Source organism: Shewanella sp. S23-S33 (assembly GCF_043359565.1).
GTDB classification, from domain to species: Bacteria; Pseudomonadota; Gammaproteobacteria; order Enterobacterales; family Shewanellaceae; genus Shewanella; species Shewanella oncorhynchi.
The window spans coordinates 1-16,152 of the sequence record NZ_JBHFFD010000032.1 but is presented as its reverse complement, the minus strand read 5'-3'; the positions used below and the strand labels follow the sequence as shown (position 1 = coordinate 16,152).

Annotated in this window: 12 protein-coding genes; 6 read left to right on the top strand and 6 right to left on the bottom strand. The window is 47.9% G+C overall.

Features of this window, described 5'->3' with window-relative positions; translation table 11 throughout:
- Positions 1-199 precede the first annotated feature (199 nt).
- Positions 200-1,072: a 6-carboxytetrahydropterin synthase gene (locus ACHA99_RS09225; protein ID WP_393942340.1), complete on the bottom strand. Its 873-nt coding sequence runs from the start codon at positions 1,070-1,072 to the stop codon at positions 200-202.
- Positions 1,073-1,554: 482 nt separating this feature from the next.
- Between ACHA99_RS09225 and ACHA99_RS09220 the strand changes: the two genes are divergently transcribed.
- Complete coding sequence (locus ACHA99_RS09220) at positions 1,555-2,553, top strand: cytochrome-c peroxidase (protein WP_393942338.1); 999 nt, start codon at positions 1,555-1,557, stop codon at positions 2,551-2,553.
- A gap of 158 nt (positions 2,554-2,711) precedes the next feature.
- On the opposite strand, the gene yejK is transcribed toward ACHA99_RS09220, so the two are convergent.
- On the bottom strand, positions 2,712-3,740 hold the full coding sequence (gene yejK / locus ACHA99_RS09215; RefSeq protein WP_006081997.1) for a nucleoid-associated protein YejK: 1,029 nt from the start codon (positions 3,738-3,740) through the stop codon (positions 2,712-2,714).
- Between the two features lie 77 nt (positions 3,741-3,817).
- On the opposite strand from yejK, the gene ACHA99_RS09210 reads away from it, so the two are divergent.
- Together ACHA99_RS09210 and ACHA99_RS09205 are read left to right on the top strand one after the other, a co-directional pair.
- The gene (locus ACHA99_RS09210; RefSeq protein WP_011847036.1) at positions 3,818-4,036 is read left to right on the top strand and encodes a YejL family protein; all 219 of its coding nucleotides are present in this window, start codon (positions 3,818-3,820) and stop codon (positions 4,034-4,036) included.
- Positions 4,037-4,102: 66 nt separating this feature from the next.
- A complete protein-coding gene (locus tag ACHA99_RS09205; RefSeq protein ID WP_393942335.1) occupies positions 4,103-5,890 on the top strand; it encodes a DUF3413 domain-containing protein in 1,788 nt (595 codons plus the stop codon).
- 253 nt (positions 5,891-6,143) lie between these two features.
- On the opposite strand, the gene ACHA99_RS09200 is transcribed toward ACHA99_RS09205, so the two are convergent.
- The gene (locus ACHA99_RS09200) at positions 6,144-7,250 is read right to left on the bottom strand and encodes an NADH:flavin oxidoreductase/NADH oxidase (RefSeq protein ID WP_168825364.1); all 1,107 of its coding nucleotides are present in this window, start codon (positions 7,248-7,250) and stop codon (positions 6,144-6,146) included.
- A 117-nt stretch (positions 7,251-7,367) separates the two neighbouring features.
- Here ACHA99_RS09200 and ACHA99_RS09195 point away from each other — a divergent pair, with 117 nt between their 5' ends.
- The gene (locus tag ACHA99_RS09195) at positions 7,368-8,234 is read left to right on the top strand and encodes a LysR family transcriptional regulator (RefSeq protein WP_393942333.1); all 867 of its coding nucleotides are present in this window, start codon (positions 7,368-7,370) and stop codon (positions 8,232-8,234) included.
- An 82-nt stretch (positions 8,235-8,316) separates the two neighbouring features.
- On the opposite strand, the gene trmY is transcribed toward ACHA99_RS09195, so the two are convergent.
- The 3 genes from trmY to ACHA99_RS09180 form a co-directional block, all read right to left on the bottom strand.
- Positions 8,317-8,913 carry a tRNA (pseudouridine(54)-N(1))-methyltransferase TrmY gene (trmY, locus tag ACHA99_RS09190; protein WP_028759682.1) on the bottom strand — a complete coding sequence of 199 codons (597 nt, stop codon included), beginning with the start codon at positions 8,911-8,913 and terminating at the stop codon, positions 8,317-8,319.
- Positions 8,914-9,560: 647 nt separating this feature from the next.
- Positions 9,561-10,649: an ATP-binding protein gene (locus tag ACHA99_RS09185; RefSeq protein WP_393942330.1), complete on the bottom strand. Its 1,089-nt coding sequence runs from the start codon at positions 10,647-10,649 to the stop codon at positions 9,561-9,563.
- Positions 10,646-11,374 carry a response regulator gene (locus ACHA99_RS09180; protein ID WP_393942328.1) on the bottom strand — a complete coding sequence of 243 codons (729 nt, stop codon included), beginning with the start codon at positions 11,372-11,374 and terminating at the stop codon, positions 10,646-10,648. Before ACHA99_RS09180 ends, ACHA99_RS09185 begins: the two co-directional genes overlap by 4 nt.
- Before the next feature lie 165 nt (positions 11,375-11,539).
- Here ACHA99_RS09180 and ACHA99_RS09175 point away from each other — a divergent pair, with 165 nt between their 5' ends.
- Complete coding sequence (locus ACHA99_RS09175) at positions 11,540-12,697, top strand: efflux RND transporter periplasmic adaptor subunit (protein WP_393942325.1); 1,158 nt, start codon at positions 11,540-11,542, stop codon at positions 12,695-12,697.
- Positions 12,698-12,713: 16 nt separating this feature from the next.
- Positions 12,714-15,833 carry a multidrug efflux RND transporter permease subunit gene (locus tag ACHA99_RS09170; RefSeq protein ID WP_393942323.1) on the top strand — a complete coding sequence of 1,040 codons (3,120 nt, stop codon included), beginning with the start codon at positions 12,714-12,716 and terminating at the stop codon, positions 15,831-15,833.
- The last annotated feature ends 319 nt before the right edge of the window (positions 15,834-16,152 follow it).

Below are 16,152 nucleotides of genomic sequence, written 5' to 3'. Positions count from 1 at the left end.
CGCAGCCGAATTCAATCAATGCCACGTTAACCTAACGCACCATAAAAATCGATTCTGCAAACCCACATCCCTGTCGTAATCTCAGTTCAGCCTATGCTAAAAACAAACAAAAAAGCCCCGATAATCTACCGAGGCCTATTAAATCCGTGATTAAAAGGTGAATAGTTTAAGTCCATTCACTTATATCAGCTCGTAGTGCCTATCCCTTAACGACGATCGCGCCCTTGCCAACACCTTCAAACGCCACCACTTTAAACTGACTTCCTGGCACTTTAGCGACTAATGTCGTGGCAATATAATCGGCTAACAACTCAACCGTCGTGTCGTGGGGAATTAAATCACAGCATTCCTTTGGCATTGCCAATTGGAAATCCCCTTGGGGGGCTTGGTAATGAAAACCATAGTGGCTGTCATCGGTTATCCGCGTTTGCGGCGAAAGATTAAGGGTCTTAACTGAAACCAAGTCCTCTTCACTGCCTAAATAAATATCGTGCCAACGTTTGGCCCAATACTCATCCCACTTAGGTGCTGGACTGCCATTTTCATAAACGTGAATAGGACTACGATGCCCATGGGCGATACGCTGACAATTACCATCGTGTTTACGTAAACCATGGCTGTAATGGTAATAAGGCGTATCGAGGATTTCGTGTCTTAAGGTGAGTGTGATCCCTTCGACATTCTTAGGTAAAGCTTCACGCAACACTTTCTGTAAAAAGGCATTCACGCTGGGAATATCAATCTCTTCGGTCGGCACTAAGGCAAAGGCTTGTGAAGGACAGGCCAAATGAATTTCACCTAACTGACTATCAAAATCCATCCATACTCTATCGCCCTGCTGTTGCCATCGCACACTGCTGCAGGCCGTAGGCACTAATAAACGATGATCGGCCACCGCATCTATGGTCTGCTTAATCGTACGTTTGACTTTAGCAAAATCGAGTACCATGTTTTGCTCGTCTAATCCGCCCTCTAGCAGAACATCAACAATCCAACTCTCCCCCACCATGCCGCGCTTTGGGCACAAATAGGAAAAATCGATCACAGTTAAATCTTTGACAAACAATTGCATTAACGCTCCTCGGCAGAAAAACAGTCCGCCTATGTAATTTTATAGCACCGCTTGGCGATGGCCGAGCATGCTAACTTGAGGCACTCAACACGAGTTAACTCAACATGAACAGAGATTCTAATCAATTCCGTCTGTTGTCGCGACAAATGAATCCACTCGGCCTAATATTTTGTATCAGATGTGTGTATCAGATGTGTGTATCAGGTAGTCGAAAATCCAGCAATGCAACTCATTGCAACCATCAGGTACCGATAGGCAGAAAGCAACAATGCATCGACCTTGTCGATTAACAGATAAAGCCTTAACAGAAATACCACTCAACCTAGCAAAATAACAACGTAAAAACAGCGAATTAGATCGCAAAAGCTTAATCCGCAACAACGATAGACCCAATCGAAACAAAGCATTATCACTCAGCATTATTAACCGCTAGCATCCCTGTTAAACCATACAAAAACCAAGGTTATATAGGGAGAAATAAGATGACCAAACTTACATCTATCGCAATCTTCATCGCAGGTATGTTAGCCAGTACCCATGCTATCAGTGCAGAACCCATCGAAGTCATTACAGCAGCCAAGATCACTGAGCCTGAAAAAGTTGAATTAGGTAAAATGCTGTTCTTCGAACCCAGACTGTCTAAATCTGGCTTTATCTCTTGTAACTCTTGCCATAATTTATCCACTGGTGGTGTCGATGCTCTGCCAACGTCCATTGGTCATCATTGGCAGGAAGGCCCAATTAACTCGCCCACAGTGCTTAATGCCGACTTTATGCTGGCTCAATTTTGGGACGGTCGTGCCAGTGATTTGAAAGAACAAGCCGCGGGCCCTATCGCCAACCCGAAAGAGATGGGCTTTACCCATGAACTCGCAACTGAAACTATCGCCTCTATGCCCGCCTACCGAGCGCACTTCGCCAAGGTCTATGGCGATGAAAAAGTCACAATTGACCGTTTAACCGATGCGATTGCCACCTTTGAAAAAACCTTAGTCACCCCTAATAGCCCCTTTGATCAATATCTTCTGGGCAAGCAAGAGGCCATCAGCGCGAATGCCAAAGCGGGTTACCAACTCTTCAAGGATAAAGGTTGCGTGAGTTGCCATAACGGCCCCGCTGTCGGTGGAACCATGTATATGAAAATGGGACTCATCAAACCGTTCCACACCAATAACCCAGCAGAAGGTCGTAAGGGCGTCACAGGTAAAGAAGCTGATAAACATGTATTTAAAGTACCGACACTACGCAATATTGAGCTCACCTATCCCTACTTCCATGACGGCAGCGTCTGGACCTTGGAAGAAGCGGTGAATACCATGGCAGACATTCAATTAGGGCAAAAACTCTCTGACCAAGAAGTGAAAGAAATGGTTGCCTTCCTTGAGTCCTTAACGGGCGATCAGCCGCAAATCACGCTACCTATTTTGCCACCATCGAATAAAGATACGCCACGTCCAGTGCCATTTAGCTCCAATAATTAACATAGGCAACGAGTCACTGACTAAGAAGTACTCACTTAGCTGTACTCACTTAGCATAGACACTAAGTCAGCGCGACTTAGCACAGCAAAAAGGCCGAGAGTAAACACTCTCGGCCTTTGGTTATTCTTTCGCTTAAAAAACGATGGATTAATTAAGTGCTATTCGCCTTTAAGACGACGATCAAGCTGATCTTTTAAGTTTGCTGGCACACCTTTGATTAAAATCGTGTCCGAGATGGGATCGTAAATCACCCGTTGGCCTAAGTGACCGCCGTCAAAACTTAACGTTACACCGCCACCAGTACCAGAAAACTTCTTCAATTGACGCAGGGTTGATTTGTCGGCCGGAAACTCTTCATCAAGATCATAACTGCCGCCACGGGCAAAATCATAGAAGGAGTCCATGCCTTGATCGGCTAACTCATCGGCCAAGTCTTTGATCTCAATGTCAGCGCCTTCATCGAAACGCTCACTACAGTATTCAAACACTTTATTGCGGCACTGCTGACGCTCGTCTTTCGTCAACTCACTGCTGGCAACAAAATCTTCAACCGCATTCATTAAGGTTTTGTTTTGCGCCTTAGTATTGACGCCTTCTACGCAACCCATAAAGTCGAGGAAAAAGTCAGCGACTTTACGTCCCGCACGGCCACGGATAAAGGAGATGTACTTGCGAGAATCCTTATCGGCTTGCCACTCAGTTAAATCAATACGCGCCGCGAGTTGGATGTTATTTAAATCCAAATGGTTATTTTGCGACAGTTCCATATCATCTAATACTGTCATTGACGACTTAGCACTTAATAAAGCCACAAACAAATAATCGCTGGTGATGCTGGTATAGCAAGACATCAACAGGAAACCGCCTTGACTGAAGTCGTATTTCGACAATTCTTCTTGCAGTAATTTACTGGCTTGACCGGAAAATTCCACAAACCCTAAATCGCCGCCACGGTATTGAGTTAGCGCATTGGCAAAGGCGGGATTCGCCTCACCGTCGTCACCATGGATACCAAAATAGCCAAAACCTTTACCGGCCTTTCCCGTATATGTCTGATGCAACTCGTCGAGCATCACCTCGACCGCCTGACCGTTCAGCAGAGGTTGAGGACGCAAACGGCAGCGTAATTGCCCCTGACTGTCCTGAGAAATCTCGTGAATAATTGCGTGTTCGATGTTAATACTCATAAGCCCTGATAGTGATACTGGGATAAATCCGCTATTATATGCCGCTAATCCATTCCAAAGTGAAACATTTTTTGATTATGGCAATCCAATCGAAATACTCAAACACCCAAGTTGAATCATTAATCGCCGAAATATTGGCTGTGTTAGAAAAGCATAAAGCACCGACTGACCTGAGCCTGATGGCATTGGGTAACTGCGTGACTAACCTGCTAGAACGTAAAGTGCCCAGCGAATCGCGCCAAGCCGTGGCCGAACAATTTGCAAAAGCACTCGCACAATCGGTTAAATCCCAGTAAGTTAACTGGGTAATAATCATCAAAAGAATATAAGATACAAGGCCTTTTAGGAATAAGCGGATCACTATGGTCGAGCGAAAAAAGCAAATGAGCCGCGATCGGGTTTCCCGGCTCATCAACTGGGGACATTGGTTCGCCTTCTTCAATGGCTTATTAGCCATGATAGTCGGCAGCCGATATCTTGGCAGCGTGGGTTATCCAGAAACTTGGTATGGCTGGGTTTATCTAAGCGTCAGCACTATTGGTCAGTTTAGCTTTCTCGCCTTTATCGCCTATTTGGTCTGCCTGTTCCCACTGACCTTGATATTGCCTTATTCGAAGATATTAAGAGGCGTCGCGGCGGTGATCGCGACCCTAAGTCTTTGTATCTTATTGTACGATACCATTGTTTACGCCGATTACGGCATGCACTTGAGCCCCTTCGCCTTCGATTTAGCTTGGGCGGATCTCAATGCCCTGCTCCGTGGTACTTCTTATATCGTCACCCCGTTGGCCATCATCGCCATTGAACTGACCATGGCCAATTTTTTGTGGAAACGCATAGAGAAAATCCAAAAACTTAATTTAGGCAATAAAGTTATCACCTTAGTGTGTATCTGTTTTATCAGCAGCCACTTGATCCACATTTGGGCCGATGCCGCCGATATCACCGAAATTACCCGTTTCGACGATACTTATCCTTTATCTTATCCCGCGACTGCTCGCTCCTTTATGGAAAGTCACGGTATCGATGGTTCATACCAAGGCGATGACGTCAATCACAACACCAGTGTACTCAGTTATCCAGAGCAGCCACTCACCTGCCAAGCCGACACGAAAATTAACGTGTTGATGATTACCATAGACAGTTTGCGGGCGGATATGGTCGATGGCAAAAGCATGCCATTCCTACAACAATACACTGAAAATAATCAATCTTTTACCCAGCATTTCAGCGGCGGCAACCAATTTAGAACAGGCATGTTTTCGCTACTCTATGGCCTGCAAGGCAGTTATGGCGATGCACGAATTTTTAACAGCACCAGTCCTTTACTGACTAGAAGTTTTCAACAAGCAGGCTATGAATTGGGGCTTTTCCTCCCTGAAACCAATCTCAATTTACGTTCATCACAGGCGATGTTTAATGACTTTAATCCTGTCATAGCCAAAGAAACCAATGGCAGCGCCGATGCCGATTTGCACACAGTGGCCAGTTTTAACGAGTGGCACAGCATTCAACATAAACCTTGGTTTGCGCTCGTTAACTTAAAAGCGCCAGAAAATTTTGATACTCCCGTGGGTTTTCTGGGTATCGAAACAGTGAAAGCCAATACCGACCTTATGCCAGCGCAAAAAGTACTGTTTAATCAATATCGCCAATCTCTGTATTTTGTCGATCAACAACTCAAGACGATGCTGGCCAATGTGTCCAACGACACCTTAGTGATTATCACTGGGGTCAATGGCAAAATGTTCACCAGCAATAGTGATGAAGCTAATCGCAACCTGTCACCACAGAGTGTCAAAGTGCCATTAGTGATCCACTGGCCGAATACGGGCGCTGCTAAGGTCAAATACCGCACCAGCCATTACGGCATTGCGCCGACTTTAATGACCCACGTGCTAGGTTGCACCAATAACACGACAGATTACAGCGCTGGCCGCAGCCTATTACAACCTGACAAAGAAACGTGGATCTATATAGGTGATAGCCGTATTTTTGCTATCTATCAAGAAGCAGAAGTGACAGTGATTGACCGCCACGGTAAATATCGTATTTACGATGAAAACTATGAACATAGGCTCAATAAAAAAATGAGCGCGCCTGAATTAATTGAAGTGATGCGTGAAGGTCGACGTTTCTATAACCACTGAGCTTCATCATCTTAGTTAAGAAAGCCCCATTCCTACAGGATTGGGGCTTTTTTATTCCCTGGCGACTGGATGAATACGAAATGCACGAAGCTTGGATTTAACTGCGTGGGGCTGCGTGGCCATTATCTTGAAGCTAGTCTCTTGTAGCTAGTCTCTTATGATGGACCTTACCTGCCACTAAAGCCAAAAGCCGCTATCGCTAGATAACGGCTTTTTAAGGCTTAGGTTTAAATCAACTCAAGTCACTCTACAATCAATCGGCTTTAACCGTAGAGTAGCGTGCTAACCAATGGGCGTAAGAAGCGGGTAATACCCAAGATGGGCGCGCAATTTTCAAGGTTTGCGCCGCTTGATATGGCCAATGTGGATTCGCTAAAAACGCTTTACCTATCATCACTAAATCCATTTGTTCATCTTCAATGGCCGCATTGGCTTGATGTGGATCATCCATACCCCAAGAAGTCGCAACGGGGAACCCCACTTCTTGACGAACCCGCGCTGCAATAGGCGCCAAAAATGCAGGACTCCATGGAATATTTGCCGTTGGGGTCGAGAAGCAAATGCTGACGTTTAACATATCGAGCCCCGCTTGCTTAAATTGCTTCACCAAGGTTATCGATTCCGTCAGTGTTTCTTCATCTTTATGGTCGAATTCAATCACGCCAAATCGCGCCGTTAAGGGTAAATGCGATGGCCAAACGTCTCTTACCGCGGCAATGGTTTCTAACAAAAAGCGTCCGCGCCCTTCCGCACTACCACCGTATTGGTCGGTGCGTTGATTAGCATAGGTTGAAAAGAAGCTTTGGGCTAAATAACCGTGGGCGAAATGCAGTTCTAACCATTCAAATCCTGCCGCTAAAGCACGCTTTGCCGCCGCCACAAAGTCGGCTTTAACCCGCTCAATGTCCTCAATCGTCATAGCGGTAGGCACTTTAGGTAAGTTTGCGCCAAATGCGACAGCTGATGGTGCAATCGGTTGCCAACCTCGCGCGTCATCATCGGCAATATGATCATCCCCTTCCCACGGGATATTGGCACTCGCTTTACGGCCTGCATGACCAATCTGAATGCCTGCAACAGCACCCGCATTTTTAATCGCACTAGCCACTTTTGCTAAGCCTTGTGCTTGTTCGTCATTCCATAACCCAAGGCATTTGGGGGTGATACGGCCTTCAGGAGAAACCGCAGTGGCTTCAACCACAACAAGACCGGCACCGCCACGGGCAAGGCTAGTGTAATGCACCTGATGCCAGTCGTTGATGAGTCCGTCCGTGGCTTGATATTGGCACATGGGCGCAACGGCAATACGGTTTTTGAGGGTGATGTCTTTAAGTTTGAAGGATGAAAATAGATCGGCCATGGTGTTTCCTGTGTCTATTAAGATCAAAAGGTATTTGAATACTGAATGACGACAGACTAGTCTTATCGTGCCATAATTAAAAGCACGTACAGATTATAGATTTGATAAATTTTTCTTATGACAAATCCACAGTGGTTACACACCTTTAGCGTGCTAGTCGAGAAAGGCAATTTCACCCGCACCGCCGAAGCTATAGGTATCACCCAAGCGGCAGTGAGCCAGCATATCAGTCGCTTAGAAGAAACATACGGCACACTGTTTTTACGCCGCCCCCGCCAGCTTGAAATCACTCCCATAGGGGAAAACCTGCTGACCTACGTTAAAGAAGTTGAATGCGCGCAGAAACGCCTACAACAGAAACTTATCCATGATGACGCCAATACCGGTGATATTAGCCTTATCACTCCAGGTAGCATTGGTTTAACGCTTTTTCCATTATTAATCGAATTACAACAAGCCTGTCCGGCGTTAAGCATTCGCCACCGTTTTGCACCTGATAGTGAGATAGTGGCCTCAGTGTTGGCCAATGAACATGAAATCGGCATGGTAACCTTAAAACCTTCCGATCCTCGTATTCACAGCACACATTTTACCGAAGAGCCGCTTGAACTTGTGGTACCTGCGAGCCATAAACAAAATGAATGGGCTGATTTACAACGACTAGGATTTATCTCCCATCCCGATGGTGAGGCCATGGCGACTCGGCTGCTTAGCCGTAAATATCCAACTCACCCCGGCATTCAAGAGATCCCCTGCAAGGGATTTACCAACCAAATCAGCCTCATTCTCGAACCTGTCGCAAAAGGGCTAGGATTTACGGTTATCCCCCAATACGCCCGCAAAGCCTTTGAACGACAAGAAGATATCTATGTTGTGGAATGTGGCAGCCAAGTTGTAGACACCATTTGGCTTATCCACCGCGCGGAATGGCCCTTGTCACGCAGAGCCCAAAAAGCGATTACATTTTTAAAGGGGAAAATATAAAACCCCATTAAAAAATGGGGCTCGATACACACGTTACCACAGGAATAGTCAGCGTTAGCAACGGATACAGAAGACTCAGAGGCTATTGATTGATATCCAATTCATTATGGATCAATACCACGCACTGAGAAGCAAACAGCATCTTTGGCCCTAAGCTGATCTTTTGCGCGCCGAGTCGTTTCAAGGTATTAAAACTTTTCTTCGGCATAGGAATATGATCGGTCAGCAAAAAGCACGGATTACCCACAAATTCTTGCTCACGGATTGAAGTGCCCTTCTTATCCATCATAAACAATTGATAATCCACCGCGAGGTCCTGTACCAGCTTTTCAAAACTGATAGTGCTAACACTGATGCCCTCGTCAACAACACGGGTTTGCTCCTTCGTCATACCTCGAGAAATATCTAAGGCTTTGGCAATTTTAGTGAGCAAAGCTTGCTCGTGAAAACCACCAATATGGCAAATATTTCGAGTATCGAAGCAGATAGTGCGGGAAAAATCATGGGTACTTTCTAGCACCAAATAAACGACAACATCGTTTCGATGGGACTGAGCCACAAAGATAGTGTTCATCAGGGTATGAGCTAAAATCTCGGTATGCGCCTCTTGGCCGACAGAAGCCAAAAACAACTGACTGTCAGTAGGTGCTGATCTTGCTCGTAAAACAAACGCGCGCATAGGTAAATGTCCTACTCAATAATGTCTTAAATGCTAAATGGCGGATGCATATAATTTGTGAAATTGACGATTTCGCCTTGAAAATTTTTGCCTTTTGCCTTTTGCCTTTTGCTGTGCCAAAGCCAGCCTAATCACTCGAACTTGAACCTTAGTCGCAAGCAGCGTTAATCATATGGGCAGCGAAAAGGTATAAAAAACAAAACCCGTATAGCAATGCTAACACGGTGTTTTGTTTTACTTAACTGCTGGTTATTTTAATGATTAAAACAAACTAACAAAAAGTATCTAATTTGATCGGTATGAGAAGATTCGAACCTCCACTCCCTGATACTCTATAACAGTGAACTGCTTAATCATAACCTGCTAAATTTAAACATAAATAATGTAATTTTGCACGTTTTAATTACCTCAAAAATTTATGTACAGTTACACGAAAATGCGATATCAAGGCTACAAGTACAACAAATTGAGCGTATTCAAACAAAATAACATCCCATTAGTTGTAATCAATATCGGATAACAACCAAAGGGATCTAGGGAATACCTAAAATCCCTGCATTTTCCCGATTCAGCAATGTGCTCTGACGCGGTGGCCATACATGCAGGAATCACTAAGCACGTCACCGTTCATATAGATAATTCCAGCATCAGGACAAATTAAGGGGCTCTAAACTTGTCTTAACAGGCCAAGAAAGGACGAATATTGTTCCTCCACGACCCGATGGCTGGCAAACCACGTGGCCGCCGTGAGCTTCAGCAATTGTCTTAACCACTGCGAGACCGAGTCCACTGCCACCACTTTTTCGAGAGCGAGACGGATCAACTCGGCGAAATGCCTCGAATATGTAGCTTGCGGCTTCATCAGGAATACCAGGGCCTTCATCTTCTACGGTTAGATAACAACTTGCTCCCACGCTGTAAAGTCTTACAGTCAAAGTGCCAGGATCAGCATGCTGGCGTGCATTTTCCAGCAGCGCCATCAGCGCCTGCCGTATTCGTATAGCATCACAGTAAACTTTAAGTCTTGTATCAAGTTCCTGCTTCAGTATGAGTCCCTTAGCGTCTAACACCGCAGCGAAAGTCTCAATCACCGCACTAAGTTCATCGGCTAAACAGACCTCATCCCGCTGTAACTCTAGATGTCCACTGTCATTGAGGCTCAGCACTCGTAAATCTTCGATAAGGTGATTGAGGCCTTCAACCTGCCGTAACAGTCCCTCGAAGAGCTCACTGCTGGGGCTAAAAACACCTTCCGCTAACCCCTGCAACCGACCACGCAGAATAGTAACTGGGGTACGAAGTTCGTGAGCGATTGCCGCGTTCCAAAACTCCCGCTCGCGAGTCATATACTCTAGGCGCTCGGCCATAGCATTAAAGTCACTCACCAATTGCGCCGTCTCCCCCATCGCATGTTGGTCCATTCGCGCACGCGCGTTAAGCTTGCCTTGGGCGACTTCGCGTAGGCTATATGCCACAGAGTTTAGAGGAGTAAGAATGCGCCGTGACAGGCGAATGGCAACAAATAGCGCCATCCCCAACGCGGCTATGATAGTGCAAACTATCCATAGCATTTCCATCTGAGAAGGCATCCAGGTTTCAGATATACTGCCTGGCAGGTAGGCCACTGCAATGGCATAGAATACATAGGAGCCAAACACTGACAGGAAAATGATGCCTAACGTCATTACCGCTAAGGACTGGATAATTTGCCTGCGCAAACCCGCTGCTTGCCTCATACTTCACCACCAAAGCGATAGCCAACCCCCCAGACACTGAGCGGCACTCCTTGAATATCGAGGGCTTCAAGCTTTTTACGTAACTTACTGATATGACTGTCTACGGTTCGTTCCTGAGTATCGCCCTCAGGCAAGCAATTAATTAACAGCTCCTCACGACTAAAAGCACGTTTCGGTGTACGCATCAAGCAAGCGAGAAGTTTGAACTCGGTCAAGGTCAGATCCAGTGCCTGCTGCTGACCATTACAGATTACGCTAGCCTCGTGGCTGTCTAAGTCGATTTGGAACTGACCAACGCGCAATATTTGGGTATTTATAGGTGTGTTAGTGCGAGCGCGTCGCAGTACCGCCTGCACCCTAGCCACCACTTCGGCGGGATTGAATGGTTTAACCACGTAGTCGTCAGCACCGAGGCGTAACCCCATTAATTTATCGATATCCTGATCAAGCGCGGTGAGCATGATCACCGGCGTGTCACCACGGGAGCGAATTTCATTCAGTACATTCCAGCCATCGAGATTCGGCATCTGTACATCGAGCAGTAATAGATCGGGCTTAAATGCTTGGTGCATAGCTAGCGCTTGGATACCATCGATAGCATGTTGAGTTCGCAGCCCACTGCGCTGCAAATAAGCGATAAGGATATCGGCAATCTCTGCTTCATCCTCTGCAATTAACACCAGTGCCGAAGTCATAGAACTTACGGACGCATTGAGATTAGCCATGGATTGCCCCAACGTTAAAATGGTTGAACTTTATCACCCCCTCCATACATTCTCCACAATGTCTCGAATAATTCGCAATACTGACTCGTCATAATTCAGCATTAGTTCTCTAGCGTTTGATAAAACGCCATTAGTGAGATCGCTGTACATTGAGGAGAGTAGATTATGTACATCAAACAGCGGCACTTAAGCTTTGTGTTAGTTGTAGGAATTGCCGTGTTGGGATTGGTAGGTTGTGATTCAGCGGTACAGGATGAAGAGACAACTGCTCCGGTTCAAGTGTCAGTGATGACATTAAAAAATGAAGAACTATTGGTGACTAAAGATCTGCCCGGTCGTGTCGCTGCGGTTCGCAGCGCTGAGATCCGCGCGCAAATTAGCGGCATAGTGCAAGGTCGTCTATTCGAACAGGGCGCCGAGATAACATCTGGCACTGTGCTGTTTCAAATAAATCCAGCGCCATTTAAAGCTGATGTCGATATTGCTGCTGCAGCGTTACAGCGTGCCGAAGCGGTATGGGTTCGGGCTCGTCAAGAAGCCGATCGCTTAGCCTCTTTGATACAAACCAAGGCCGTCAGCCAACAAATGCATGACGATGCTATTTCCCAGCGTGATCAGGCTGCCGCAGATGTAGCCCAAACCAAAGCGACGCTGGCACGACGTCAGTTAGATCTACAATTTGCCAGCGTTGAAGCCCCCATCTCCGGACGTATAGATGAAGCTTTAGTGAGCGAAGGTGCATTGGTCTCACCGACCGATACCACACCCATGGCGAGGATCCAACAAATCGACCAAGTGTACGTTGATGTACGTTTGGCAGCATCAATGTTGGAGGCGATGCGTCAGCAGGCCAACTCTGGAGCCCCGGAGTTGGCTGTTGAGATCCTTAGCAGTAGTAGCGAGCCTCTTGGCATGCAAGGGCATATCTTATTTTCAGGTATTCAGGTAGATGCAGGTACTGGCGATGTACTGCTGCGCATACTGGTAGATAACCCGCAGCATCGTCTGTTGCCCGGTCTCTTTGTAAAAGCTCGCATTCCACAAGCTTACTATCCTACGACTCTGAACGTGCCTCAGCAGGCACTGACTCGCAAGGCTGGTCAACCCCAAGTGTGGGTGCTTGATAAGCAAGCTAAAGTGCAGCCTGTGGCCGTTAAGGTCGATGAATTGGTGGCAGGTCGCTACCACGTAGTATCCGGCCTAACCGCTGGTCAGCTGATAGTTGTTGAAGGTATCGAACGCCTAAGCCCTGCAGCACAAGTGAATGCCCGACCTTGGCAACCCTCTGTCGTTCCTCAGCAACTTAGCGCTGTCGTGCGCTGAATTTGGAGAAGTCGCCATGCCCCAGTTTTTCATCAACCGCCCAGTATTTGCTTGGGTGATAGCCTTATTTATCGTACTGATTGGCGTCATCGCCATTCCAAAATTACCCATCTCCCGCTACCCATCAGTGGCACCCGTGTCGGTGAGCATTTATGCCGCTTATCCTGGAGCCACGCCACAGACACTTAATGACTCTGTAGTAAGCCTTGTCGAACGTGAACTATCGGGGGTAAAAAACCTACTGTACTTCGAATCATCGGTGGACAGCTCGGGCAGTGCACAAATCACCGCCACCTTTAAACCGGGCACGAATGCTGAAATGGCCCAAGTGGACGTGCAAAATCGTATTAAGGCTGTCGAACCACGCCTACCTCAAGTTGTACGACAGAGCGGTCTGCAGGTTGAGTCGGCCGCTTCAAGCTTTTTGATGATGATTGGTATGACATCTCCAAACGGCCAATTCGACGAAATCGCGCTAAACGACTATTTAGCGCGCAATATTGTCGAGGAGCTGCGCCGAATCGACGGTGTTGGTCGCGTGCAATTATTCGGTGCTGAGCAGGCTATGCGCGTCTGGGTAGACCCGAATAAACTCACCGCCTATAGCCTGACAATGAACGACCTTGCTATCGCTATTGAGCAGCAAAACGCACAAATAGCCCCAGGGCGACTCGGTGATGAACCTGTCTTACAGGGACAACGACTGACGGTCCCCCTAACAGTGCAAGGACAACTCAGCACGCCCGAGGAGTTCGCTGCTATCGTCCTACGTGCCGGTGCCGATGGCGCAAAATTGGTGCTCGCAGATGTGGCTCGGGTCGAGCTGGGCGCTCAGTCCTATGGTTTTTCTAACCGTGAGAATGGTGTGGCGGCGACCAGTGCTGCTATCCAGCTCTCGCCAGGAGCCAACGCTGTACGCACAGCTTCTGCGGTACGTGAACGTCTAGCCGAACTGGCGCTGAGTATGCCTGCTGGCATGAACTACTCAGTGCCATTCGATACCGCCCCCTTCGTCAAAGTGTCTATCGAAAAAGTAATCTATACCCTGTTTGAAGCTATGGCGCTGGTATTTATGGTGATGTTCCTGTTCCTTCAGAACCTGCGCTACACACTTATACCAGCTATCGTCGCGCCCATAGCGCTACTCGGTACCTTCGCGGTGATGTTACTGGCTGGCTTCTCAATCAACTCGCTGACGATGTTCGGCATGGTGCTGGCCATTGGCATTATTGTTGACGATGCTATTGTGGTGGTGGAAAACGTTGAGCGACTGATGGCTACCCAAGGACTGTCGCCGCGGGAGGCAACCTCACAGGCGATGAAGGAAATTACCGGTGCGGTGATCGGTATCACGCTAGTGCTGACCGCCGTATTCATCCCCATGGCCTTCGGTAGCGGCTCAGTGGGAGTGATCTATCAACAATTCACTTTGTCGATGGCGGTGTCTATTCTGTTTTCGGCCTTCCTCGCACTGACCCTAACGCCAGCACTATGCGCCACGCTACTGCGCCCAGTTAGTGCTGATCACCATCAAAAAGGCGGTTTCTTCGGCGCCTTCAACCGTGGATTTGAACAACTCACCGCAGGCTACAGTGAACGCGTAGCACGATTGGTTGGACGCAGTGGACGTATGATGGCGGCATTCGCCGTACTCTGCATGGTGCTAGTCATCGCTGCAGGGCAATTGCCGTCATCCTTCCTACCAGAAGAGGATCAAGGCTATTTCATGACCTCCATCCAATTACCCACAGGCGCTACCAGCGAGCGCACGCTGGATGTGGTCAAAGCCTATGAGACACACGTCGCCTCACGCCCTGCGCTGGATGCAAATATGGTAGTGCTGGGCTTTAGCTTTGCAGGCTCCGGCCCCAATGCAGCCATGGCCTTCACTATGCTCAAAGATTGGGATCAGCGTAATGGTGCTACGGCTGCCGAAGAAGCGGCACTGGCGCAGCAAGCTATGGCTGATAACGTTGAAGGCACAGTGATGAGCCTGATGCCGCCAGCCATCGACGAGCTGGGCACATCCTCCGGTTTCACTCTGTTCCTGCAGGATAGAGCTAACCGGGGCGAGGCTGCATTGATAGCTGCACAGGCACAATTACTGGCACTGGCTGCGCAGAGCGAGGTGGTCAGCGATGTCTACCCAGATGGCCTACCGCCCGGTGAGAGCATTAGCCTGAATATCAATCGGTCAAAAGCCGAGGCTATGGGTCTGTCCTTCGCCGCGGTCAGCAGCACACTTTCGGCGGCCATGGGATCACTGTATGTCAATGATTTCCCAAATAATGGACGTATGCAGCAGGTCATACTGCAGGCCGACGCTACGGCACGAATGCAATTGGACGACGTGCTCAGCCTGCGCGTGCGTAATTCAAGTGGTGGCATGGTGCCTCTACGGGAAGTAGTGACGGCTGAATGGAAAGAGTCACCACAGCAAATGATGCGCTTTCAGGGCTTCCCGGCTATGCGTATTTCCGGGGGGGCTGCAGCTGGCGTTTCCAGCGGCGCAGCGATGACCGAGATGGAACGCTTAGTGGCGCAATTGCCGCAAGGGTTCGCGGTAGCTTGGACGGGGGCATCATTGCAGGAGCGCCAATCGGCGGCGCAGGCACCGTTGCTAATGTTGCTGTCCGCTCTGGTAGTATTTCTGGTACTCGCTGCGTTGTACGAAAGCTGGTCGATCCCACTTTCGGTGATGTTGGTCGTGCCGCTGGGTCTGCTGGGCGCGGTAACGGCAGTAATATTGCGTGATATGCCTAACGATGTGTTCTTCAAGGTGGGAATGATCACCATCATCGGTCTATCGGCAAAAAATGCTATCCTCATCGTCGAGTTCGCCCGCCAATTGCATGCCGAGGGCCATACGCTGATAGATGCTGCAGTGACCGCTGCACGCTTGCGTCTGCGTCCAATTTTGATGACCTCATTGGCATTTACTCTCGGAGTAGTACCCTTAATGCTTGCGAGCGGCGCCAGCGCCGAAACTCAGCATGCAATCGGTACTGGCGTATTCGGTGGCATGCTCAGTGGCACCTTGCTGGCAATATTCTTCGTACCGGCGTTTTTTGTCTTTGTCATCGGCACACAAGAGCGCTTGAGTGCCTGGCTTGCGCGGCATAATACTGCCAAATAGCCTCACCCGCTTTGATGCTCTGTAGGAAAGTCTACCAACACAATCCTATTGAGCATTAAAGCTGATCAATATATGTGTAATAATTTTAAACGCTGGAAATGTAGGTTCAGTGATAGTAATCGTTACTGCGTATCCGGCTTAAGGTTCCGACGTTCAAATCTGTAATTGGTTCTCTAAGAAGTGGTGCAATGCTGGACTCGCCTACAGTGTATTATTCGATTCATGGAAAGAGTAAGTACATTTCGCCAATATTCCCGCGCTATTTAAAAAGATGAAGCCATCGAAAAGTGAGCAAAATCCCTGATATCTAATGCTGCCG

Coding starts and splice junctions, on each gene's coding strand:
- ACHA99_RS09210 (WP_011847036.1), top strand. CDS start 3,818: ATGGCAATCCAATCGAAATACTCAAACACCCAAGTTGAATCATTAATC.
- ACHA99_RS09205 (WP_393942335.1), top strand. CDS start 4,103: ATGGTCGAGCGAAAAAAGCAAATGAGCCGCGATCGGGTTTCCCGGCTC.
- yejK (WP_006081997.1), bottom strand. CDS start 3,740: ATGAGTATTAACATCGAACACGCAATTATTCACGAGATTTCTCAGGAC.
- ACHA99_RS09225 (WP_393942340.1), bottom strand. CDS start 1,072: ATGCAATTGTTTGTCAAAGATTTAACTGTGATCGATTTTTCCTATTTG.
- ACHA99_RS09175 (WP_393942325.1), top strand. CDS start 11,540: ATGTACATCAAACAGCGGCACTTAAGCTTTGTGTTAGTTGTAGGAATT.
- ACHA99_RS09220 (WP_393942338.1), top strand. CDS start 1,555: ATGACCAAACTTACATCTATCGCAATCTTCATCGCAGGTATGTTAGCC.
- ACHA99_RS09170 (WP_393942323.1), top strand. CDS start 12,714: ATGCCCCAGTTTTTCATCAACCGCCCAGTATTTGCTTGGGTGATAGCC.
- trmY (WP_028759682.1), bottom strand. CDS start 8,913: ATGCGCGCGTTTGTTTTACGAGCAAGATCAGCACCTACTGACAGTCAG.
- ACHA99_RS09200 (WP_168825364.1), bottom strand. CDS start 7,250: ATGGCCGATCTATTTTCATCCTTCAAACTTAAAGACATCACCCTCAAA.
- ACHA99_RS09195 (WP_393942333.1), top strand. CDS start 7,368: ATGACAAATCCACAGTGGTTACACACCTTTAGCGTGCTAGTCGAGAAA.
- ACHA99_RS09180 (WP_393942328.1), bottom strand. CDS start 11,374: ATGGCTAATCTCAATGCGTCCGTAAGTTCTATGACTTCGGCACTGGTG.
- ACHA99_RS09185 (WP_393942330.1), bottom strand. CDS start 10,649: ATGAGGCAAGCAGCGGGTTTGCGCAGGCAAATTATCCAGTCCTTAGCG.